Origin of the sequence: Marinobacter sp. SS5-14b, from assembly GCF_030541005.1 — a bacterium.
In the GTDB taxonomy this organism is placed as follows: domain Bacteria; phylum Pseudomonadota; class Gammaproteobacteria; order Pseudomonadales; family Oleiphilaceae; genus Marinobacter.
In genome coordinates, this window is the sequence record NZ_JASSVM010000001.1 from 39,616 (window position 1) to 62,088 (window position 22,473).

At 58.5% G+C, this 22,473-nt stretch carries 22 protein-coding genes; 6 read left to right on the forward strand and 16 right to left on the reverse strand.

What is annotated here, in order from left to right:
* Positions 1 to 16: 16 nt before the first annotated feature.
* Entirely contained in the window at positions 17 to 1,027 is a 1,011-nt protein-coding gene (locus QPL95_RS00195) for an AraC family transcriptional regulator (protein WP_303288989.1), read from the reverse strand.
* 42 nt (positions 1,028 to 1,069) lie between these two features.
* Here QPL95_RS00195 and QPL95_RS00200 point away from each other — a divergent pair, with 42 nt between their 5' ends.
* Positions 1,070 to 1,942: an SDR family oxidoreductase gene (locus tag QPL95_RS00200; RefSeq protein ID WP_303288991.1), complete on the forward strand. Its 873-nt coding sequence runs from the start codon at positions 1,070 to 1,072 to the stop codon at positions 1,940 to 1,942.
* 22 nt (positions 1,943 to 1,964) lie between these two features.
* On the forward strand, positions 1,965 to 3,017 hold the full coding sequence (locus tag QPL95_RS00205; protein WP_303288993.1) for a hypothetical protein: 1,053 nt from the start codon (positions 1,965 to 1,967) through the stop codon (positions 3,015 to 3,017).
* Here QPL95_RS00205 and QPL95_RS00210 read toward each other — a convergent pair.
* The 15 genes from QPL95_RS00210 to QPL95_RS00280 form a co-directional block, all read right to left on the reverse strand.
* Positions 3,003 to 3,725 carry an aspartate/glutamate racemase family protein gene (locus tag QPL95_RS00210; protein WP_303288995.1) on the reverse strand — a complete coding sequence of 241 codons (723 nt, stop codon included), beginning with the start codon at positions 3,723 to 3,725 and terminating at the stop codon, positions 3,003 to 3,005. The genes QPL95_RS00205 and QPL95_RS00210 overlap by 15 nt on opposite strands.
* A 113-nt stretch (positions 3,726 to 3,838) precedes the next feature.
* Positions 3,839 to 4,573, reverse strand: coding sequence for a hypothetical protein (locus QPL95_RS00215; protein ID WP_303288997.1), 735 nt, complete (start codon positions 4,571 to 4,573; stop codon positions 3,839 to 3,841).
* 388 nt (positions 4,574 to 4,961) lie between these two features.
* Positions 4,962 to 5,264: a CopG family antitoxin gene (locus QPL95_RS00220; protein WP_303288999.1), complete on the reverse strand. Its 303-nt coding sequence runs from the start codon at positions 5,262 to 5,264 to the stop codon at positions 4,962 to 4,964.
* Between the two features lies 1 nt (position 5,265).
* The gene (locus QPL95_RS00225) at positions 5,266 to 5,538 is read right to left on the reverse strand and encodes a DUF4258 domain-containing protein (protein WP_303289001.1); all 273 of its coding nucleotides are present in this window, start codon (positions 5,536 to 5,538) and stop codon (positions 5,266 to 5,268) included.
* An 89-nt stretch (positions 5,539 to 5,627) separates the two neighbouring features.
* Positions 5,628 to 6,086, reverse strand: coding sequence for a hypothetical protein (locus QPL95_RS00230; protein ID WP_303289003.1), 459 nt, complete (start codon positions 6,084 to 6,086; stop codon positions 5,628 to 5,630).
* Positions 6,087 to 6,209: 123 nt separating this feature from the next.
* Positions 6,210 to 6,542 carry a YnfA family protein gene (locus QPL95_RS00235; RefSeq protein WP_303289005.1) on the reverse strand — a complete coding sequence of 111 codons (333 nt, stop codon included), beginning with the start codon at positions 6,540 to 6,542 and terminating at the stop codon, positions 6,210 to 6,212.
* A 287-nt stretch (positions 6,543 to 6,829) separates the two neighbouring features.
* Positions 6,830 to 8,518, reverse strand: coding sequence for an AMP-binding protein (locus tag QPL95_RS00240; protein WP_303289007.1), 1,689 nt, complete (start codon positions 8,516 to 8,518; stop codon positions 6,830 to 6,832).
* A gap of 52 nt (positions 8,519 to 8,570) precedes the next feature.
* Positions 8,571 to 9,146 (reverse strand): peroxidase-related enzyme, encoded by a 576-nt coding sequence (locus tag QPL95_RS00245; protein ID WP_303289009.1) that lies wholly within the window; start codon positions 9,144 to 9,146, stop codon positions 8,571 to 8,573.
* A gap of 145 nt (positions 9,147 to 9,291) precedes the next feature.
* The gene (locus tag QPL95_RS00250) at positions 9,292 to 10,200 is read right to left on the reverse strand and encodes a hydroxymethylglutaryl-CoA lyase (RefSeq protein ID WP_303289011.1); all 909 of its coding nucleotides are present in this window, start codon (positions 10,198 to 10,200) and stop codon (positions 9,292 to 9,294) included.
* Complete coding sequence (locus QPL95_RS00255) at positions 10,200 to 12,203, reverse strand: acetyl/propionyl/methylcrotonyl-CoA carboxylase subunit alpha (protein WP_303289013.1); 2,004 nt, start codon at positions 12,201 to 12,203, stop codon at positions 10,200 to 10,202. Before QPL95_RS00255 ends, QPL95_RS00250 begins: the two co-directional genes overlap by 1 nt.
* A gap of 5 nt (positions 12,204 to 12,208) precedes the next feature.
* Positions 12,209 to 13,012, reverse strand: coding sequence for an enoyl-CoA hydratase-related protein (locus QPL95_RS00260; protein WP_303289015.1), 804 nt, complete (start codon positions 13,010 to 13,012; stop codon positions 12,209 to 12,211).
* A 14-nt stretch (positions 13,013 to 13,026) separates the two neighbouring features.
* Complete coding sequence (locus QPL95_RS00265; protein ID WP_303289017.1) at positions 13,027 to 14,634, reverse strand: carboxyl transferase domain-containing protein; 1,608 nt, start codon at positions 14,632 to 14,634, stop codon at positions 13,027 to 13,029.
* Positions 14,635 to 14,866: 232 nt separating this feature from the next.
* Positions 14,867 to 16,033, reverse strand: a complete 1,167-nt coding sequence (locus tag QPL95_RS00270) for an isovaleryl-CoA dehydrogenase (protein ID WP_303289018.1) — start codon at positions 16,031 to 16,033, stop codon at positions 14,867 to 14,869.
* 50 nt (positions 16,034 to 16,083) lie between these two features.
* Complete coding sequence (locus QPL95_RS00275) at positions 16,084 to 16,524, reverse strand: MerR family DNA-binding transcriptional regulator (RefSeq protein WP_303289019.1); 441 nt, start codon at positions 16,522 to 16,524, stop codon at positions 16,084 to 16,086.
* A gap of 102 nt (positions 16,525 to 16,626) precedes the next feature.
* Complete coding sequence (locus tag QPL95_RS00280) at positions 16,627 to 17,664, reverse strand: AraC family transcriptional regulator (RefSeq protein WP_303289020.1); 1,038 nt, start codon at positions 17,662 to 17,664, stop codon at positions 16,627 to 16,629.
* A gap of 92 nt (positions 17,665 to 17,756) precedes the next feature.
* Here QPL95_RS00280 and QPL95_RS00285 point away from each other — a divergent pair, with 92 nt between their 5' ends.
* From QPL95_RS00285 to QPL95_RS00300, 4 genes are all read left to right on the forward strand, one after another.
* Positions 17,757 to 18,899 carry an acyl-CoA dehydrogenase family protein gene (locus QPL95_RS00285; protein WP_303289021.1) on the forward strand — a complete coding sequence of 381 codons (1,143 nt, stop codon included), beginning with the start codon at positions 17,757 to 17,759 and terminating at the stop codon, positions 18,897 to 18,899.
* A 32-nt stretch (positions 18,900 to 18,931) separates the two neighbouring features.
* Positions 18,932 to 20,119: a beta-ketothiolase BktB gene (gene bktB / locus QPL95_RS00290; RefSeq protein WP_303289022.1), complete on the forward strand. Its 1,188-nt coding sequence runs from the start codon at positions 18,932 to 18,934 to the stop codon at positions 20,117 to 20,119.
* Between the two features lie 116 nt (positions 20,120 to 20,235).
* On the forward strand, positions 20,236 to 20,997 hold the full coding sequence (locus tag QPL95_RS00295; protein ID WP_303289023.1) for a 3-hydroxyacyl-CoA dehydrogenase: 762 nt from the start codon (positions 20,236 to 20,238) through the stop codon (positions 20,995 to 20,997).
* 80 nt (positions 20,998 to 21,077) lie between these two features.
* The gene (locus QPL95_RS00300) at positions 21,078 to 22,226 is read left to right on the forward strand and encodes an acyl-CoA dehydrogenase family protein (RefSeq protein ID WP_303289024.1); all 1,149 of its coding nucleotides are present in this window, start codon (positions 21,078 to 21,080) and stop codon (positions 22,224 to 22,226) included.
* Positions 22,227 to 22,473: the final 247 nt, after the last annotated feature.

The window sequence follows — 22,473 nt, forward strand, 5'->3', positions numbered from 1 at the left end:
ACGCTCTGTTTAACGCTCAGCCATGCCGCTGCCGATATGCCTGCGGTGTCATACCCGTCCAGCGGATGAAACTGCGGGTGAATGCACTGTGTTCGGAGTAGCCCAGTAGCAAGGCAATATCCACCAGCCCCAGGCGGGTTTCGCGCAGATAGCGTTCCGCAATTTCCTGGCGCACCGCCGCCACCTCTTTCAGAAAGCTGGTGCCGGCGGCCGTGAGTTGGCGTTGCAGGGTACGCACAGACAAGTCCATGCTTTCGGCAACACAGGTAATCTCCGGACTGGCCTCAGGTAGCAGTCGCCCAATGCGACGGCGCACCTCATCAATCAAGGGTGACTGATCCGGCAGGCGCGCAAGCAGGGCGTCCGCCTGATCCTCCAGAATGGCGAGCATGGCCGGATCTGCCGTTTGAAGAGGCTCCAACAGAGTTTGCGCATCCAGACGTATCACCGTATCCACTTGCTCAAACTCGACCGGGCAGCCGAAAAACTCCGTGTATTCACCGATAACGGCGGGCGTCGGGTTGATAAAAGAAACATAAGCCGGCGCAAACCCTGGGCGTGTCAGGCCCCGGCACAGGTGCACCAGCGCCGTGATCGCGGTCTCATCCACCAGCGGCCCCGGCCGGCCATGCTCGGCATCCCAGACAAGCTCTACTCCACCACCGTTGGCCCTGATTGCCATCGGGGTCACGTCGTAGACCAGCCGTTGATACCGGTTCAGGCGATTCAGCGCGTCCCCCAGATTCTGCGACGCCATAATCACATAGCCCAGCACTCCAACGTGGCGGAGGCTCAGAGTCTGCCCAAGATGGAGGCCCAGTAGCGGGTCATTCAGGTGGCCTGCTGCACACTCTAGCAGCCGACGCCAGTCATCGATGGGTAGATCGGCATTCAAGGCGATATCTGTCGAGGGCCGGGATTGTGGCAGCAATGCATCGCTATCCAGCCCCTTTGCGTCCAGGTACTCGTACAAAGCCAAAGCGAAACTGGCCGGTATGCGGCGTCGATGGGGAGCATTCATGGGCATCTTGGATATCCGTCAATCCATTTGGCGTAAAGTGTTAAATTGATGGCAGGCCCTGTCAAGCAAGTCGCTCACCATTTCGCCAAAGTAGGCCTACAACAACAGGGTTACGAGGATGGAAACATGCAGCTATTGGTGACCGGCGCAGCCAACGGTATCGGTGCCAGCCTGACTGAGCTGGCGGTTCATAAAGGGCATCAGGTTATCGCGACCGATGTGGATATTACGGCGCTCAAGCAGCGCTGGGAAAACCAGCCGTCCGTGCGCTGCGAAGCTCTGGATGTGCGCGACGACGCCCAGTGGCAATGCCTGGTCCGCAAGCTTGAGAGTGAAGACCAGGCCATCGACGTGCTGGCGAATGTGGCCGGCGTATTGCGAAGCGGGCGCACGGGCAATATCAAGAGTGAGGACGTTCGCCTGATGCTGGACGTGAATGTGCAGGGTGCCATTCTGGGTGCCAACGCCATTGCCGCACATATGATCGCTCAAGGTATCAAAGGCCACATTATCAACGTCGGCTCGATCGCCTCTCTGTATGCCACACCAGGCACGACCATCTATGCCGCCAGCAAGTTTGCGGTGCGGGGGTTCAGCATTGCCGCAGCCGGTGATCTTCGTCCCCATGGCATTGCGGTCACCCTGGTGGGCCCTGGCCCGGTCAAAACCGGCATGCTGGAACAGCAGCGGGGCGATGACAATGCCGCGCTGACCTTTTCCGGGCAGCGGGCGCTCACCACGCAAGAAGTGGCTGAAACAATCCTGGGCCCGGTACTAGCGAAACGCCCGCTGGAGTGTTTCTTACCCTGGCATGAAGGCATCGTGGGTAAGGTTTGCAACGTCATGCCCGGCTTCTTTTTGCACATGACCCGACGCGCCTTTAAGCGCGGCCGCAAGAATTTTAGTTCCGACAACTTCTGATGAACGCAGGGAGAAAAGACATATGACCACGTTCAAGCAAATCACCGATTTTGACCGGTCGCGCAACGCCTACGGCCAGCAGGCCCGGGTGGAAGACACACGCGCTGCAGCAGAAACCTTCCGTGCCGCCATGCTGGCCGGGCCCAAGGCTCGCTACTTTCGTTCGTTTGATCTGATCAAGGTTCCTTACCCCTCCCGTTTCGGCCTGCGCAACGCCTTTTCCCGGGAAAAATGGGTGGAATTCATGCACATCCAGAATCGCCTGTTTGTGGTGCAGTTCGACACCCCCGACGGTGTAAAGACCCTGCTGGTTTCACCCTCCGACCACGAAAGGGGCGGCGAAACGCCGTTCTTCCGACGCCTGCAGGACAAGAACCCGGATTTTCTCACCAAACTGATCACCCAGAGGCAAAGCACCGTTCCGGAGATCATTGCCAGCATCGGCCTGAAGCCGGAAGACATCGACTACATCACCTACGACCACCTGCACACCCAGGACCTGCGCCGCTGGTTAGGCACGGGTACCGAGCCCGCCGTTTTCCCCAATGCCAAACTGCTGGTGCACTGGCGGGAATGGGCTTCCACCCAGGATCTGAACCCCTACCAGGCGGACTGGTACTGCCCCAACGGCATCGCTGGCATTGCCGAGAGCAAAGTCATCCAGTTTGACGGTTCCGTCATGTTGGGCGACGGCGTGGCGCTGGTGCACACCCCCGGCCATACCGAAGGCAACCATTCCATCGTTGTGCATACCGACGAAGGACTCTGGGTGACCAGTGAAAACGGAGTGAGTGTGGACGCCTATGCGCCGCACCTGTCCAGTGCCAGCGGCGTGGCCGATTACGCCAAAGCGCTTGGCGCGGAAGTCATCATAAACGGCAACACCCTGGAGAACTCCATCGACCAGTACATCTCCATGGTGCAGGAGAAAACCATTGCCGGCCCCTCACTGAGAGACCCGCGCTTCCCGAACCTGTTTCCTTCCTCGGAAATGACGCCTTTCTGGGCGTTTCCCGGAACCAAACCGGCGTTCTATGTGGGGGAGGCGCACCATGGGGAGTTATGTTTGCCGTAAATGACCAGGAACCGGGGTTAGTCCCAAGGCAAGCTGAACCGCCTGTTCGGCATGTATTTCTGTGGTGTCATAGAGTTTGACGTTGGTATCCGAGCCCTGAATCAGCAGCCCGATCTCCGTGCACCCCAGGATGACGCCTTGAGCACCACGCTCAGCCAATGATGTCACTACGTCCAGATACGCGCGTTTTGACTCAGGCTTGACCACCCCCCGGCACAATTCCGTGTAAATCACAGAATGGATGCACTCTCTCTGGGGCTCATCTGGCACAACAACCCGAATGCCGTGATCCTGGAGGCGACCCGGGTAAAACGTCTGCTCCATCGTAAATCGTGTGCCCAACAGCCCCACACAGGTGACCCCATCCTCTTTGAGGACTTTGGCGGTGGCGTCTGCAATGTGAAGAAGGGGAATGCTCACCGCCCGTTCAATCTCGGGGGCGACCTTATGCATCGTGTTCGTACAGAGAACCAGAAAGTCGGCGCCTGCCGATTCAACTGACCGCCCGACAGAGCCAAGTATGTCCGCTGTCGCTTCCCAATCCCCTTGGTGTTGCAATGCTTCTATCTCGGCAAAATCCACGCTGTAGAGAACGAGTTTTGCCGAGTGGAGCCCGCCGAGTTCGTCTCTGACTTTCTGGTTTATTAGCCGGTAATACGTCTGAGTTGACTCCCAGCTCATTCCGCCGATCAGGCCTATGGTTTTCAAGGCGGTACCTCCTTGTTGTCTATGCGGTTTCATTGACCACTTCACATACCCCGCACTTTTCTCCGGTATTTCCGGGGGAGGGGCAAATCACCACTCCGCGCGGCCTCTCAGTCCTATTCGGAGCGGTCACTATTGGTGGAGTCGATCGGCATGCGCCAGGAGCGATACAGGCTTTTCTGACCATGCGTTCCCCGCAATTCCAGTCGCCAGTAATAACATGGAAAGTCATTAACGGGCAGTCCTGAAGGTATATCAAAACTGAACAGCACAACACGCTCCCTGCCTTCGGGTTTCACCCGGATCTGCTGCTTTATGCTCCAGTATTCGGCGTCACGCGACGAATAATCACCATTCTTGATTGCGTCTTTCTCATAACAAGCCAGCTTCACCTCCACGTCTATTGACTGGTTCCCTCGCAGAGGCTTCAGGAAACGTATGATTCCTGAAGCGTTGCCACCGACCTCAGGTTCCGTGTCCAGCTTAAGTAGCGTGGCGCCGTATTTGAACAGTTTCCGGGTGGTGTTCAGTCCAGAGGAAAGCATGCAAATGCCGAAAAACGGACCGCACAACAAATTTGGATGGAAATAGTTGCCCAGCGTTACCGCGTAGACAATCAGTGGCAACAGCAGAAAAAACAGCCCGACAAGATACTGAATCTTTGAGCCTGTTGCCTGCGCACTGCGCGTCCAACGGCCAACTCCCGGATATCCCAGCTCCTCACGGGACTTTGGTTTCAGGCCGGGGATTGGAATGACTTTTTTGTATGACACACTAAAGCCCAGAACAGGGCTTCGCCGACTTATGGAAATTGTTTGTGGACTTTGTTCACGACACTCTTTTCCTGACATAAATACTATTCTTCCCTGAAGTACACCGTTCGCATAGGTTGCCACAGCCAAACCGGGCTTTCTCTGTTTCAGATAACAAATATGAGCATCAGCAAACGTATCGGGTTAGACCTCTTGTTTTCAGGAGGACGCTCCGTGTCTTCGTTTCGGTCTGGCGCTATCAACACGGGTAGCCTTGGAGTGGAGACGAAGCCCCAATGGAAAAGACTTGGATCGGACGCCGCTGGGCCCCGTTGTGAAATGCACCTCGTCAAGAGAAAGGCGAGGGGCTGGCTGCTTGGCGATTAATCTCTTTGCGAGAGTGCTTTTACCAGCGCCAGCATTTTCAAGAAGTACCCGTTATTACCGTGCTATCTTTCCTGGCTAACGCAGAAGGCGGTGGCGCGCTTTAGCGCGTCCGCTGGCCCGACTTGTTAGCACAGATGTCTTTGAGGCCGCCGGATACATACTTGTGCAGTACACTGGAAACCAGGGACTGGTAAGGAAGTCCCTCTTCTAGGGCTCGACGTTGCAGTGCTTCCAGATCTCGACTGGAGATGCGTATATTGATCCGCTTGTCCTTCTTGAACGTTTCTTCCGCTGCCTTCGTCAAGTACTCCCGACGATCGGCATCCAGATCTGACTCGAACTCTCCGGATTCGTAAGCCTCCAGCAGTTCTTGCTCTTCGGGATCTAATTTGGTCTTAGCCATGCTACCTCCCTAGAAATTTCTTGGTGGCCTTGCGACTGGGGATGACCGTCTTGAGAAAAATTTCGCTATCATTTTCGACGTACGGTACCAGCCAGGCGTAATCGTCAACCCGAACTACAAGCAGGCGTTGGTTCGGATACTTGTCCTTGTTGGGGTGAGGTCCATCATCAAGTAAACCACCAGACTGAAGAGCAAACAGGACATCTTCGAAGGAAACTCCGCGCTCGCTCATCAACTGCTGGTTCTTTTCAGCATTCCAGTTAACTTGCTTCATAGGACGAGTCTAGCAGAGTGTGTGCCTATTGGCATCCCGGGCGATGCGTGTCCACTGAATTGGGGGAAGTCCACGTCCTAATTGACTGGTTAACTGGCGCTACCACCGTAGTATAACCTCAGCACCTTATGACGGTGCTTGAAGATGAACCGGTAAACAGGTGCCAGAATGTATGACAATAAAGGTAACCGACACTGGAACTCGACGGTATCGGTAACCCGATATGATGCCCCGCTTCTATCGATACTTCGACGATGGTGCCACGACTTATTGGTCAAAGAACTGGACTTCTCCGCAAAACCCAATTGACGATCGACACTTTGCAGAAAGAAATTGTGTCGATCTATGGGGAAAATACCGAACAGAAGTATCCAGCTTGAAAAGAGCACTTTGCCTGTGGGCCACTCGAAAATTGCCTTGCTTGACCATTCCGGAGGCGCCGTCATATGTACGAAAGGGCCCAGTTCCCCATTCACTCCGTCCATGGTGAGCAGCCCCATGACATCTTCTGGGTTGAGGTCCAGGTTGCTCGATACTTGAAATTTCATTGTGGCTTTCCGTGGCAGTTAACGCTCAAGCTCAGCTGGGGAGAAGGCTCATATGTTCTGCGCATTGCTCAGGCCAAATTCCCGGAAGAGGCCCATCGGGCCGGAACGAATTTAATGCACTGATTATGTGGTGCGCGGCGCAAATATGATGATTGCCATACCCAACAAGGCAACACCTGAGCCAACCAAGTCCCAGGCGGTTGGACGAATGCCATCCACCGCCCATAGCCAGAGTATGGCCATGAATATATAAACGCCACCATAGGCAGCATAGACCCTGCCAGCGGCGGTGGGGTGCAATGACAGTAACCAGGCGAATGCCGCAAGACTCAGCGCGCCGGGCACCAAAAGCCAGATAGTTTTGCCCTCGCGCAGCCAGAGGTAAGGCAAATAACAGCCGACAATTTCTGCCAATGCGGTAACGAGAAAAAGGCCAATGGTTTTCAAATCAGGCAAAAGAACCTACTCCTTGGCAGTAATACATAACGGTAATTAGATAACGGTCACACCGCCAACAAACCCGCGACCGCTCCACAATCACGCCTTGGTTTGTAAGCTAATCAACAAAATAGCCCATGAATCATACCCCTGCAAAGCAGCTGGCCAGAATTCTCGTAATATCGATGCGTAAAACGAAGCGCGCTTCATGATTACAACTCCCCCCAAGGCAAAGTCGTCCGCAGAAACAGAAAACCCCGGCACAAGGCCGGGGTTTGAAGGGTGCGACTGGAGCAGGGGATGGCCTACTTCCTCAACCCCATCTCCTCAATGGAAATCTCCCGCATCTTGAACTTCTGAATTTTCCCGGTGACGGTCATCGGGAAGGCATCCACAAACTTGTAGTTCTTTGGAATCTTGAAGTGGGCGATCTTGCCTTTGCAGAAGGCTTGCAGGTCTTCTGCGGTGACCGGTGCGGCGTCGGGTGACAGTTTTACCCAGGCAATGAGTTCTTCGCCGTATTTTTCATCGGGTATGCCGGTTACCTGCACGTCTTCGATGGCGGGGTGGGTGTAGAGGAATTCTTCGATTTCTTTCGGGTAGATGTTCTCGCCACCGCGAATCACCATGTCTTTGATGCGGCCAACGATCTGGATGTAGCCGTCTTCGTCCATGGTGGCCAGGTCGCCGGTGTGCATCCAGCCGGCGTTGTCGATGGCTTCGTGGGTTTTCTCTTCGTTGTTCCAGTATTTCAGCATCACGCTGTAGCCGCGCGTGCAGAGTTCGCCGATTTCGCCCCGGGGCACCACGTTGCCGGTGCCGGGGTCGACGAGTTTGGTTTCCAGATGGGGTTGGGTTCGGCCTACGGTGGTGACCTGTTTCTCGAACGGGTCATGGGAGCTGGTCTGGGTGGAGACCGGGCTGGTTTCGGTCATGCCGTAGGCGATCTGCACTTCTTTCATGTTCATCTTGCCGTTGACCTTCTTCATCACCTCAGCCGGGCAGATGGAGCCGGCCATGATGCCGGTGCGCAGGGTGGAAAGGTCGTAGGTGTCGAACTCCGGGTCGGCCAGTTCGGCGATGAACATGGTGGGTACGCCGTACAGAGCGGTGGCTTTTTCCTGATGCACGGCCTGCAGTACGGTTTTGGGGTCAAAGCCTTCGCCCGGGTAGATCATGGCGGTGCCGTGGGTGATGCAACCCAGGTTGCCCATCACCATGCCGAAGCAGTGGTACAGGGGCACGGGGATGACCAGCCGGTCGTTCTCGGTCAGGCGCTGGCTTTCACCCACAAAGTAGCCGTTGTTCAGGATGTTGTGGTGGGTGAGGGTGGCGCCTTTCGGGTTACCAGTGGTGCCGGAGGTAAACTGAATGTTGATGGGGTCATCAAACTGCAGCTCACCCTGGCGTTCGCTCAGGTCGGTCTCGGAGACCTGATTGGCGAAGCCGATAAACTCTTTCCAGGTCCACATGCCTTCGTGTTTGTCTTCGTGCATGTTGATCACGGCGCGCAGGTCTGGCAGGTGATCGGCTTTGAGTTTGCCGGGGGCGCTGCGTTTCAGCTCCGGCGCCAGCTCGTAGATCATTTGCCGGTAGTTGGAGGCTTTGAAGGCGTCTGCGGTGACCAGGGTGGTGATGCCGGCCAGGTTGAGGGCGTATTGCAGTTCGTGCACGCCGTAAGCCGGGTTGATGTTGACCAGGATGGCGCCGATTTTGGCGGTGGCGAACTGGGTAACGGTCCATTCATACCGGTTGGGGGACCAGATGCCCACGCGGTCGCCGCGTTTGACGCCGATGGCCATGAAGGCCCGGGCGGCTTCGTTGACCTTCTCGACAAACTCTTTGTAGGTCCAGCGTATGTCCTGGTGCAAGCACACCAAGGCGTCGTTGTTGGGGAACTTGTCGGCGGTGCGGTCGAGCATGTCGCCAATGGTCATGCCCAGCAGGGGCTTGTCGGCGATGCCACTGGTATAGCTTGGGAGAGTCTTGCTCATTTCTCTGCCTCCATTGTTTTTGTAGTTGAGGGCGAGCAGGGTTGGATTCCTGCTAGCGACTCTGGCTGTGGTATTCGGGGTTCGGTTGCATATCGCTGGCGATGGCCACGCGATTGGACATGTTGTAGAAGCCGATCAGGTTGCTCAGGTCCCAGATGCCCCGGTCGCTGAGGCCGGCGTCTCGCAGGGCCTGGGTGTGCTCTTCGGTGACGAGGGCGGGTGTGCGGGTGAGCAGGGAGGCGAAATCGAGCATGGCGCGCTGGCGCTGGTCGAGTTTGGCGCTGCGGTAGTTCATCACCAAGTGTTCGCCCAGGATTGGGTCGCCGCTCAGTACCCGCACGGCGGCGCCGTGTGCGACCAGGCAGTAGAAGCATTTGTTCTCTGAGGAGACGACAACGGCCACCATTTCCCGCTCGAGTTTGCTGAGTTCACTTTCGCCCATCATGAGTTCGTTGTAGAGGCGGGTGAAGCCTTCGAGCTGTTTGAGGTTGTGGCTATAGGCGGTGAGTACGTTGGGGATCATGCCGAGTTTCTCCTGGCAGATCTGGAAGTACTTTTGGGTGTCTTCGGGCATGTCGCTGATCTCCGGGATGGGGAGATCGAGGGCCACTACGTTTTTGTTGCTCATTTTTGGGCTCCTAGCCTGCTTGATTCTGGGTGGTGGAGGGCGGGTACTCCTTCCCGGGACACGCTGTGAATACGTCCTTGTACGCTTGGCTGCAGCATCCATGCTGCAGACAGTCCCGGGAAGGAGTACCCGCCCTCCACTTTGATCATTGGCAGTTTCCGCCTAATGCCTGGCCGACTTTTGAGCCGTTATGGCGGTTCAGTTGGTTGCTGATCCAGTCGCCGGTGGCTACTAACTTTTCGAGATCAACGCCCGTTTCTATACCCAGGCCGTTCAGCAGGTATAGCACGTCTTCGGTGGCTACGTTGCCGGAGGCGCCTTTGGCGTAAGGGCAGCCGCCTAGGCCGGCGACGGAGGCGTCGATGATCGAGACGCCTTCTTCCAGCACCGCGTACAGGTTGGCCAAAGCCTGGCCGTAGGTGTCGTGGAAGTGGGCCGCGAGCTTGTCCATGGGTACGTGGGCGGAGACAGCTTCGAGCATGCGTTTGGCTTTTAACGGGGTGCCCACGCCGATGGTGTCGCCCAGGGAGATTTCGTGGCAGCCCATGTCGTACAGGGCCTTGGCCACGTTAGCCACCTGTTCCGGGGCGATGTCGCCTTCGTACGGGCAGCCCATGACGGTGGAAACATAACCGCGCACGGGGATGCCGTGTTGGCGGGCTTGTTCGATCACCGGGGCAAAGCGTTCGAGGCTTTCGGCGATGGTGCAGTTGATGTTCTTTTTGGTGAAGCTTTCGGAGGCGGCGCCGAACACGGCGACTTCATCTGCTTTCGCGGCCAGCGCGCCCTCGAAGCCTTTCAGGTTGGGGGTGAGGGCGGAGTAGCGAACGCCAGCCTTGCGGTTGATGCCGGCCATCACGTCGGCCGCGTCACCCATTTGTGGTACCCATTTCGGGGACACGAAGCTAGCGGCCTCGATGTGGCTCAGGCCGCTGTCGGCCAGGCGGTCAATCAGGCCGGTTTTGATGGCGGTGGCAATCACCGCGCCGGGCTCGTTCTGGAGTCCGTCCCTGGGGCTCATCTCAACCAGGCGTACCTGTTTGGGAAAGGCCATCAGCTGGCCTCCTCTTCTGCGTCTTCGGTCACTTCAATGGCGATCAGCTCGGCGCCTTCGGACACCTGGTCTCCTTCAGCGAAGAAGATCTCGATGACCACGCCGTCGGCCGGGGCCTTGATGGCGTGTTCCATTTTCATGGCTTCCATGATTACCAGGCTCTGGCCAGCGGTCACCGTGTCGCCCACTTTGACCTGCACGGCCACGATGGCGCCGTTCATGGGCGCGGCCAGGCTGCCGTCGCCGGCCATTTCTTCGAAGCCGTAAGTTTCTTTGTAGACGGTGCAGTTGAAGGTGTCGCCTTCGTAAAACAGCACCAGTTGGTCGTTGTGCAGGTTGCCGTGGATGCTGATGCGATGGCCGTTGATGACCGCCTGCAGGTAGTCGTCGTCCAGTTTGGCCGTGAGGTTGTACACACTGCCGCCAACGTAGACCTGGTAGCGGTCGTCCCGCTCCAGAATTTTCAGGTCGTGAATCTCTTCGCCAACCTGCAACTGTAATGGCTGGGCGTATTCGGAGTTCATGCGCCAGCTGTTCTGGCGGGCGAAGGGCGACCAGGGATCTGTGCTGATCACTTCCCGGGATTTGCGCTGTTCCAGCACAAAGCCGGCGGCCAGTACCAGGGCCTTGTGGGTATCGAGTTTTGATTTCGGGAACAACAGCTCTCGGTGGTCGTCGATAAAACCGGTGGTCAGGTCGGCTTCCCGGAACGGCTGGGCATCGGCCAGGGCGTGCAGGAAGCGGATGTTGGTTTTGACGCCGGCAATGCGGTAGTGCTCCAGGGCCTGGACCATGCGGTTGATGGCCTGGTCGCGGGTTTCGTCCCACACGATGAGTTTGGCGATCATCGGATCGTAATGGATGCTGATCTCGTCGCCTTCGGTCACGCCGGTATCCACCCGCACGTGGGCGCTTTCATCCGGCGTGCTGAGGTAGCGCAGGTTGCCGGTGGCGGGCAGGAAATCCTGGTCCGGGTCTTCGGCGTAGATGCGGGCTTCCAGGGCGTGGCCCCGGGTTTTTACCTGGGATTGTTCCAATGGCAACGGCTCACCCCAGGCCACTTTCAGCTGCCATTCCACCAGATCCTGGCCGGTGACCATTTCGGTGACCGGGTGCTCCACCTGCAGGCGGGTGTTCATTTCCATAAAGAAGAAGGAGCCGTCTACGTCGTAGAGGAATTCGACGGTGCCGGCGCCCACGTAGTTGATGGCTTGGGCGGCTTTGACAGCGGCTTCGCCCATGGCTTTGCGGGTTTCTTCACTCAGGCCCGGCGCCGGGGCTTCTTCCAGTACTTTCTGGTGGCGGCGCTGCACGGAGCAGTCGCGCTCGGCCAGGTACACGCCGTGGCCTTCCTGATCACAGAACACCTGAATTTCCACATGGCGCGGCTGGGTCAGGTAACGTTCGATGAGCATGTCCGGGTTGCCGAAGGCGTTCTTGGATTCCCGTTTGGCGGCGGCCAGGGCATCGTCGAAGTCTTCCATGCGCTCGACCACGCGCATGCCTTTACCGCCACCGCCGGCGACGGCTTTCAGTAGTAGCGGGAAGCCGCACTTTTCGGCCTCGATGCGCAGGGTATCCGGGGACTGGTCGTCACCGTGGTAACCCGGCACCAGGGGCACGCCGGCTTTTTCCATGATGGCTTTGGCGGCGGATTTGGAGCCCATGGCGGCGATGGCCGAGGAGGGCGGTCCGATGAACACGATGTTGTTGGCTTCGCAGGCTTCGGCGAACTGGGTGTTCTCGGACAGAAAACCGTAGCCTGGGTGGATGGCCTGGGCGCCGCTTTCCTTTGCCACTTCGATGATCTTGTCGGCCCGAAGGTAGCTTTCCGAGCTGGCGGCCGGGCCGATGTTGAAGGCTTCGTCGGCCATGGCCACGTGCCGGGCGTCGGCGTCTGCATCTGAGTAAACGGCGACCACACGGATGCCCATGCGGTGGGCGGTCTGGATAATCCGGCAGGCGATTTCGCCGCGGTTGGCAATTAAGATTTTGCTGAACATTGTTGTTATTCCTCCGGAACCCAGTTGGCCTTGCGTTTGTTCAGGAAGGCGTTGAGCCCTTCCTGACCCTCTGCACCCACCCGGATGTCCGCGATGCGTTGTGCGGTGTCGTCGATCACGTCTTTGCTGATGACTTTATGGCTGACGGCGAAGACCAGATCTTTGGCGGCTTTCATCGCCTCGGGGCCATTGAGGGCCAGCTGCAGCAGGAGTTCGTCGCAGCGGCGCTCCATGGCGGCTTCGTCCTCACACACTTCGTGCACCAGGCCAAAGAGTTCGGCTTGCTGGGCCGTGAAGATTTCCGCGGTAATAAAGTAGCGCCGGGCCTGGCGCTCACCGATGGCGCGCACCACGTAGGGGCTGATCACGGCGGGAATCAGGCCCAGTTTGACTTCGCTCAGGCAGAAGCTGGCTTTCTCGGTGGCCAATACGATGTCGCAACAGGCGGCCAGACCAACAGCGCCTCCAAAGGCGGCACCCTGAACCAGGCCGATCACCGGCTTGGACAGGTGGTTGAGCACGTTCATCAGCCGCGCCAGCTGCCGCGAGTCGTCCAGGTTCTCCTGTCGGCTGTTGTCCGCCATGCGGCGCATCCAGCCCAGATCCGCCCCGGCGGAGAAGTGTTTGCCTTCGGAGCGCAGGATGACAACGTGGGTGTTGTTGTCTGCGTCTACCTGTTCCAGCGCTTTGATCAGTTGCTGGATGATCACGTCGTCAAAGGCGTTGCGTTTGTCAGGGTGGTTTAGGATTACCTCGGTGACACCCTTGGCGCGGTGGTTGAGGCGAACCGCTGGTTCCTGATCGGTCATGGCGATGTCCTCCATCACATCCGGAACACGCCGAAGCGTGTTGGCTTGGCGGGTCGGTTGAGGGTGGCAGACAGGCTCAGGGCAACCACTTCACGGGTCTGGGCCGGGTCGATCACGCCGTCGTCCCACAGCCGAGCGCTGGCGTAATAGGGGTGGCCCTGGTGCTCATAAGTGTCGATGATCGGCTGCTTGAATTTGGCTTCTTCGTCGCTGCTCCAGTCCTGGCCTTTGCGCTCCATGCCTTCCCGTTTGACGGTGGCGAGCACGCCGGCGGCCTGTTCACCGCCCATCACGGAGATGCGGGCGTTCGGCCACATCCACAAGAAGTCCGGGCTGTAGGCGCGGCCGCACATGCCGTAGTTGCCCGCGCCGAAAGAACCGCCGATCAGCACGGTGATTTTCGGTACGTTGGCACAGGCCACGGCCATGACCATTTTGGCGCCGTGTTTGGCGATGCCTTCAGCCTCGTATTTCTGGCCCACCATAAAGCCGGTGATGTTCTGCAGGAACAGCAGCGGGATGTTGCGCTGGCAGCACAGCTCGATGAAGTGCGCGCCTTTTTGCGCGGACTCGCTGAACAGGATGCCGTTGTTGGCGATGATGCCCACCGGGTAGCCGTGGATGTGGGCGAATCCGGTAACCAGGGTCTGGCCGTAGTAGCGTTTGAATTCGTCGAATTCGGAGCCGTCGACGATGCGGGCGATCACGTCGCGCACGTCGAACTGTTTGCGCAAGTCGGTGCCGACGATGCCGTAGATTTCGTCGGCGCTGTACAGGGGCGCTTTGGGTTTGCGGATTTCCACGTCCACCGGTTTGCGGCGGTTGAGGTTGGATATGCAGCGCCGGGCGATGTCCAGGGCGTGGGCATCGTTTTCAGCGTAGTGGTCGGCCACGCCGGAGATTTTGCAGTGTACGTCGGCACCCCCCAGGTCTTCGGCGCTGACCACTTCACCGGTGGCGGCTTTCACCAGCGGCGGGCCGGCCAGGAAGATGGTGCCCTGGTCGCGCACGATGATGGATTCATCCGCCATGGCAGGTACGTAGGCGCCGCCGGCGGTGCACAGGCCCATAACGACGGCGATCTGGGGGATGTCGTCGGCAGACATTCGGGCCTGGTTGTAGAAGATGCGGCCGAAGTGGTCTCGGTCGGGGAAGACGTCGTCCTGGCGTGGCAGGTTGGCGCCGCCGGAGTCGACCAGGTAGATGCAGGGCAGTCGGTTCTGCAGGGCGATTTCCTGGGCGCGCAGGTGTTTTTTCACCGTGAGCGGGTAGTAGCTGCCGCCTTTTACCGTTGCATCGTTGGCGATGATCATGCATTCGGTGCCGGACACGCGGCCTACGCCGGCGATGACGCCTGCGGCGGGGACTTCTTCGTCGTAGACGTTGTAGGCGGCGAACTGGCCGATTTCGAGGAATGGCGAGCCGTCATCGAGGAGGCGGTTGATGCGTTCTCTGGGCAGCAGTTTGCCGCGGGCAATGTGGCGTTCCTGGTAGCTTGGGCCGCCGCCTTGCTGGATGGTGGCGACTTTGTCGCGCAGGTCGGCGACGGCTTTGGCCATGGCGTTCTGGTTGGCCAGGAACTCGTCTGACCTTGGGTTTATTTTGCTTTGGAGTATCGTCATTTTAATAGTCCGTGCATCGGCCCTTTTGTGGGGGCGCGGCGCTGGCAGGATGCCCTTCCGGGAAACGCTACGAGCACATCCATGTGCGCTTCGCTTCGGCCATCCATGGCCTTCGAGATTCCCGGAAGGGCATCCTGCCAGCACCTTGTCTGACTTTAGGTGCTGGCCGTCTGGGTAATTGTGCTTTCCGCAGGGCCTCGTTTGAGTCGGTCAGTGATTTCCGCGCAAAACTCTATTTGTTCAGAAACAGCTCTCGTCCGATCAGCATCCGTCGGATTTCAGACGTGCCCGCGCCGATTTCGTAGAGTTTGGCGTCTCGCAGCAGGCGGCCGGTGGGGTAGTCGTTGATGTAGCCGTTGCCGCCCAGCAGCTGGATGGCGTCCAGGGCGAGTTTGGTAGCCATTTCGGCGGAGTAGAGGATGGCGCCGGCGGCGTCTTTGCGGGTGGTTTCACCGCGGTCGGCGGACATGGCGACCATGTAAACGTAAGATTTGGCGGTGTTCATCCAGGTGTACATGTCGGCGACTTTGCCCTGTACCAGTTCGAATTCGCCGATGGCCTGGCCGAATTGTTTGCGTTCGCGGATGTAGGGGACGACGACGTCCATGGCGGCTTGCATGAGGCCCAGTGGGCCGCCGGAGAGTACCAGGCGTTCGTAGTCGAGGCCGCTCATCAGGACTTTGGCGCCGTTGCCTTCGCCGCCGAGGATGTTTTCACGGGGTACTTTGCAGTCTTCGAACACTAGTTCGCAGGTGTTGGAGCCGCGCATGCCGAGTTTGTCGAGTTTCTGGTGGCGGCTGAAGCCGGGGGCGTCGCGTTCTACGATGAAGGCGGTGACGCCTTTGGAGCCGGCTTTGACGTCGGTTTTGGCGTAGATGACGTAGGTGTTTGCGTCGGGGCCGTTGGTGATCCACATTTTGTTGCCGTTGAGCACGAAGTGGTCGCCTTCGTCGCGGGCAGAGAGTTTCATGGAGATGACGTCGGAGCCGGCGTTGGGCTCAGACATGGCCAGGGCGCCGATGTGTTCGCCGCTGACCAGCTTCGGCAGGTATTTCTGCTTCTGTTCTTCGGTGCCGTTGCGGTGAATCTGGTTCACGCACAGGTTGGAGTGGGCGCCGTAGGACAGGCCAACAGAGGCGGAGGCGCGGCTGATTTCTTCCATGGCGATGACGTGTGCCAGGTAGCCCATGTCGGAGCCGCCGTATTCTTCACTCACGGTGATACCCAGCAGGCCCATGTCGCCCATTTTCCGCCAGAGGTCCATGGGGAACTCGTTGTTGCGGTCAATGTCTTCGGCGCGGGGTGCGATTTCAGCGGCGGCGAAGCCGTTAATCTGTTCGCGCAGCATGTCGAGGGTTTCACCGAGGCCGAAGTTGAGTTCTGAGTATTGTGATTTCATTGTTGTCTGCCTTGTTGTTATTCAATGGGGTTCTGAGTTCGCAGCCACCCTCAGGTGGCGGTTTGTTCGGATTCTTTGGGTGTGGCGACCTGCTGCTTCTTTTTTTTCTGCAGTTCTTCCAGTGATTCGCGGCACCGGGCTTCGGCGGTGTCGATTTCCATTTCTGCCTGGGCGATGTCGTTTTTCTGCTGTTCGAGCTGTGCTCGCCGGTCGCTCAGGATTTCCAGCATTTTCAGCAACTGCTTTTCGTTGCCGGTGAGGGTTTCGTCCCACAGGTCGAACAGTTCCTTGGTTTCCGCCAGGGAGAAGCCCATGCGTTTGCCACGGAGTATGAGCTTTAGCCGAACCCGGTCTTTGGTGCTGAAGATGCGAGTCTGGCCGCGCCGGGCGGGCTTGAGCAGGCCCTGATCTTCATAGAACCGGATGCTTCGGGTTGTTACGTCGAACTCTTGCGAGAGCTCGCTGATGCTGAAGGTTCGCTTTTCGCTCATGTTGATATCCTCTGTTAGACTTAGGTTAGATAAAGTTTACGTAAACGTAAAGTATTTTGAGTGTGAAATTGTGACCAGCGGGTTGGCGTTCAAATACGCACGTTAACCCTGAAGGTTGCCGCGCCAGCGGGCCGGAGAGGAGCCCGTCCAGCGCTTGAAGGCTCTGGAGAAGGAGGCGGTTTCCGAGAAACCGACTTTCTCACTGACTTCGGCGATGCTCAGGTTTTCCAGCGTGATAAGCCGGATGGCGTGTTCCCGCCTCAGGGTTTCCTTGATCTTGCGTAGCGAGGTGCCTTCGTCCTGCAATTTTCGGCCGATGCTGCGGGGCGTCATATGCAGTTCGCGGCTGATGGACTCCAGCCCCGGCATGTCCCGGTAGTTGAATCTGGATAACAGTGCGTTGATCCGGGAGCGAAGGCTTTCGTCCTGGCTGGGGCGGTGCAGGATGTAAGCGGGTGCAGCCTGCAGGAACTGCCGGAGCTCATCTTCCGTGCGCACGATGGGCAGTTGCAGGTATTTCTCGTGCAGCAGGAAGCCACACACTGGCTGCCCGAACTTCAGCTCGCCCGGGTACATGGCCCGGTACTCGGCTTCGTGGGCCGGGGCAAGGTAGTTGAACTGGGTGCAGGCGAAGGGGATTTGCTGGTCGACCAGCCAGCAGGACAGCCGCTCCCACATCAGAATCAGGAATTCCTGCAGCAGGTGGTCGGTATCATTACTTGCGTCTTTCAGGTGCAGGCGGAAGAACACCTGCTTGCCTTGCTCTTCCAGAGCAATATCAAGATTGCGACAGATCACCCGGTAAAAATGCGCGCTTTTTCTGAGCACTGCGCCGAGTGTGGCCGAGCCCAGGCAGTATTCGCACATCAGTGCGAAGGTACCGTTGTTGCACTGCTCAGTCGATAGTCCCAGAAATTCGTCTTGGGTGGTTCGCCATACCGATTTCACCAGCTGGGTCAGCTGGTGTTCGGTGATCAGCTGTTCCGGGGTATTCAGCCAGCTGGCGGGTATGTTGGCCTGCGCCAGCAGTGCCTGGCCATTGTAGCCCTGGCGTTCAGCGCCACGAAGGGTGGCTTGAAGGTAGTGGTTGGCAATGTGAGCCTTGGCCATAGTGGTCAGCGAAGCCGCGTAACAGGTCAATAAATTCGGCCAGAAGGGTCATTCTAGCCCCATGGCTTTCGGAGTTTAATGATGGTCCATCTTATTGTCTGAATCCAATCGCGGGGGCGCTAATGTCAGCAGAGCAGGCAGATACCGAACTTTTCCAGGCCATGATTGTCCGGGCGCTGGAGCAGGAAGTCACACCTTTTTATGAGCAGTGGGAAGAAGCCGGTGAAATACCCCGGTCACTCTGGAACACGCTGGGGCAGGCCGGCATGCTCGGCATTGATATGCCCGAGGAGTATGGCGGTGCGGCGGCCAGTTTCGAGGTGAGCCAGCTGGCCATAGAAGAAATCGCCCGCATGGGCTTTGGTGGCCTGGCCTCCGGTTACAACATCCACGCCAACATTGTGATGCCGTACATCCTGCATCTGGGTAATGAACAGCAGAAACAGGCCTGGTTGCCGGCGATGATCTCCGGCGAGGTGCTGGGTGCCATCGCGATGACCGAGCCGGGTGCCGGCAGTGATCTTGCAGCTATGCGCACCACGGCGGAACGCACCGAGGGCGGCTGGCGCATTAACGGCGCCAAGGTGTTTATCACCAACGGCCTGCATGCCGATATGGTGATTGTCTGCGCCAAGACCGCCCCAAAAGCCGGCGCCAAAGGCGTGTCGTTGTTTCTGGTGGATACCAGCCTGCCGGGCTTTAGCCGGGGGAAGGGCATCAAGAAAATCGGCCAGCATGCCAGTGACACCGCAGAGTTGTTTTTCTCGGATCTGATCGTGCCTGAGGAGGCTTTGCTCGGAGAAGAAGGCAAAGGCTTCGCCTACCTGATGCAGGAGCTGCCCCGGGAGCGCCTGGGTGTGGGTGCCCAGGCGATCGGTGCCTCCGAAGGCGCATTGGCTCTTACGCTGGATTACGTGCAGCAACGCCAGGCCTTCGGCCAGCGCATTGCCGATTTCCAGAACACCCGGTTCAAGCTGGCCGAAGCCCGGGCCCGCATTGATATGGCTCGCGCCTACCTCAATCAGTGCGTCAGCAAATACCACCAGGGCGCCATGACCGCGACAGACGCGGCCATCCTGAAGCTGATGCTGACGGAAATGCAGTGTGATATTGCCCACGAATGCCTGCAGCTGTTCGGCGGGTACGGTTACACGCTGGAATACCCGATTTCCCGGTTCTTTGTGGATGCCAGGGTGCAGACTATCTACGCCGGTACCTCGGAAATCATGAAAGAGGTGATTGCCCGCTCCATGCTGGGCAAGTGAGCCTTTCGATTACTCATATTCAGGAGAAACACATGAAACTGACAGACGTAGTCATTCTGGACGGTGCCCGCACCGCCATCGGCAGCTTTGGCGGCAGCCTGAGCTCACTGGCTCCGGCCGAACTGGGCACCGCCGCCGCTCGCGAGGCCATCAGCCGCGCTGGCGTGGCAGCCGAGGATATCGACCATTCGGTATTCGGCCATATCATCACCACCGGTCCGCAGGATGCTTACCTGGCTCGGCACATTGCCCTGAATGTGGGTATGGAGAAAAGCTCGGCGGCGTTCAACGTGAACCGCCTGTGTGGCTCTGCCGTGCAGTCGGTGATCAGCGCGGCCCAGCTGATTGTGATGGGCGACAGCCGCATGGCGCTGGCTGGTGGTGCCGAATCCATGAGCCAGGGTGCTTACCTGTTACCGAACGTTCGCAAAGGCCTGCGCATGGGCGATGGCCGCGCGGTAGACCTGACCCTGGGCATCCTCAGCGATCCGTTTGGCAGTGGTCACATGGGTATGACCGCCGAGCGTATTGCCGCCAATCAGGGCCTGACCCGGGAAGAACTGGACGCGTTTTCTGCTGAAAGCCACCGTCGGGCCGCGAATGCCATCGAGAAAGGTTATTTCGATGGCCAGATCGTGCCGGTTACCGTCAAACAGGGTCGCAAGGAAGTCGTGTTCGACAAAGACGAACACGTGCGCCCGGGCACCACGGTTGAAAGCCTGGCTGGCCTGAAACCCGCGTTCCAGAAAGACGGCATTGTGACCCCGGGCAATGCCTCCGGCCTTAACGACGGCGCCGCCGCCATGGTGCTGACCAGCGCCGCCGAAGCCGAAAAGCGGGGCTTGAAAGCCCGCGCCCGACTGGTGGGTTACGCCTTTGCCGGCGTAGCCCCGGAAGTGATGGGCGTGGGCCCGATTCCGGCGGTTCGCCAGGTTCTGAAGAACACCGGTTTGTCCGTGGCAGACCTGGACGTGATCGAATCCAACGAAGCCTTCGCCGCCCAGGCCATGGCCGTCAGCCGCGAGCTTGGCCTGCCGGAAGACAAGGTGAACCCGAACGGCGGCGCGGTCGCTCTGGGCCACCCGGTGGGTGCGACCGGCTCCATCCTGATTATCAAAGCCCTGGCGGAACTGGAACGTACCGGTGGCCGTTACGGCCTAATCACTATGTGCATCGGTGGCGGGCAGGGTATTGCGTTGATTGTCGAGCGCCTGGGGTGATGGTGCCATCAACCTTTTGACGTTTCCTTTTCAGTGCTTCTCGGTTAAAGTTTACGTAAACGTCAATTATGAGTGGGGCCGAAATGCCCCACGGAATGAATTGCAAGGAGTAACTTATGGACTTCAAAGACGTACCGGCTATTGTCACCGGCGGTGCCTCCGGGCTTGGAGAAGGTGCCGCCCGCGCACTGGCCGCAGCGGGCTGCAAAGTAGCCATTCTGGACCTGAACAAAGAGCGTGGCGAACAGGTGGCGGCCGAGCTGGGCGGCATTTTTATCGAATGCAACGTGGCCTCGGAAGAAAGTGCGGAAGCCGCACTGAAAGCCGCCCGCGATGCCCATGGCCCCTGTGGCATTGCGGTGAACTGCGCGGGCATAGCCCCGGCGGCGAAGATTCTGGGCCGCGAGGGCGTGATGCCGCTGGACAGCTTCAACAAGGTGATCCAGGTGAACCTGATCGGCACCTTCAACATCCTGCGCCTGGCCGCAGCGGATATGGCGCAGCGCGAACCCAATGCCGACGGCGAGCGGGGTGTGATCATCAACACCGCATCGGTTGCGGCCTACGAAGGCCAGATTGGTCAGGCGGCTTACAGTGCCTCGAAAGGCGGCGTGGTAGCGCTGACCCTGCAATCGGCCCGGGAGCTTGCCCGTGAAGGTGTCCGCGTGAACACCATTGCTCCGGGTCTGTTCATGACCCCGATGATGGCCGGAATGCCTGAAGAAGTGCAGGACAGCCTGGCGGCGACACTGCCGTTCCCCAAGCGTCTGGGTAAGCCGGAAGAGTTCGGCATGATGGTTGATCAGATGGTGCGGAATCCGATTTTGAATGGCGAAGTTATTCGATTGGATTGCGCGCTGAGAATGGCGCCTAAGTGAATAGATGAAAACCACCTGCCAAAAGCGGGTTCAGGCAACAGGATTCGCCACAAGCGAACGAATAACTACAGGTGAGTGATATGACCAACCACGTCGATCAAGAAGAATTGGCCATGTTCCGGGAGTCGGTGATCAAGGCTCTGGAAGCCGAAGTGAAACCGCACTATGAAGCCTGGGAGAAAAGCGGGATCGTGCCACGGGAGCTATGGAATACCCTGGGCAACGCCAGTCTACTGTGTGTCGACGTGCCGGAAGACTGCGGCGGCATTGGTGCGCCTTTCCAGTTTTCTGTGGTGGTAGGCGAAGAAATGGCCCGCATGGGCTTCGGGGCGTTGTCTACCAATGTGATGGTGCATTCAGATATCGTGGCGCCTTACCTCAGCCACATCGGCAACGAGGCCCAGTGCCAGCAATGGTTGCCAAAGATGGTCTCCGGCGAAGCCGTCGGCGCCATCGCCATGACCGAACCCGGTGCCGGCAGCGACCTGCAGGCCATGCGCACCAGTGCGGTAAAGGATGGTGACGATTACATCCTCAACGGCTCCAAAACCTTCATCACCAACGGCCAGCACGCCGACATGGTGATCGTTGCTGCCAAAACCGACCCGAAAGCCGGGGCCCGAGGCATCAGTTTGTTCCTGGTGGACACCTCATTGCCGGGCTTCAGTAAAGGTCGAAACCTGGACAAAATCGGCCAGCACTCCGGCGATACCTCCGAGCTGTTCTTCTCTGACATGCGCATTCCTTCATCGGCTTTGCTGGGCGAGGAAGGGCAGGGCTTCATGTACCTGATGCGCGAACTGCCTCGCGAACGCCTGGTGATCGGCGCCTTGGGCGTCGCCGCCGCCAGAGGCTCCCTGGACCTGACCATTGCCTATGCCCAGGAGCGGGAGCTGTTCGGCCAGAAGCTCAGCCAGCTGCAAAACACCCGTTTCGAAATCGCCCGTATGGAGACGGACTACCGCATCAACAAGGCGTTTGTTGACCAGTGCATCCGCGAATACGAAGACGGCAAGCTGGATGCGCCCACGGCGTCGATGGCCAAGTACAGCGCCACGGAGATGCAGTGCCGGGTGGCCGATGGTTGTTTGCAGTTATTTGGTGGCTACGGTTACACCACCGAATACCCGATTTCCCGGAACTTTATCGACGCTCGGGTGCAGCGGATTTACGGCGGCACTTCAGAGGTGATGAAAGAGATTATTGCACGGTCGGTGCTTGGGCGCTGAGGGATCTGGCTTGGGCTCCTAGCCTGCTGTTTGAGGGGCGGGTACGCGGGGTATGGGGTATTTTTCTTCTGGGAAAAACAACTCGCTTCGCTCAGACATCTTTTTCCCTGCCAGAAAAATACCCCACACCCCCCTACCGACGGGCAGCACGGGAATACCAAGGGAAAAAACAAATGCAGTTATTTAGCGAATACCCGCCAATGCCCGTCGGCGCGGGGTGGTTGTTGGGTTTTTTGCCGGAAAAAGA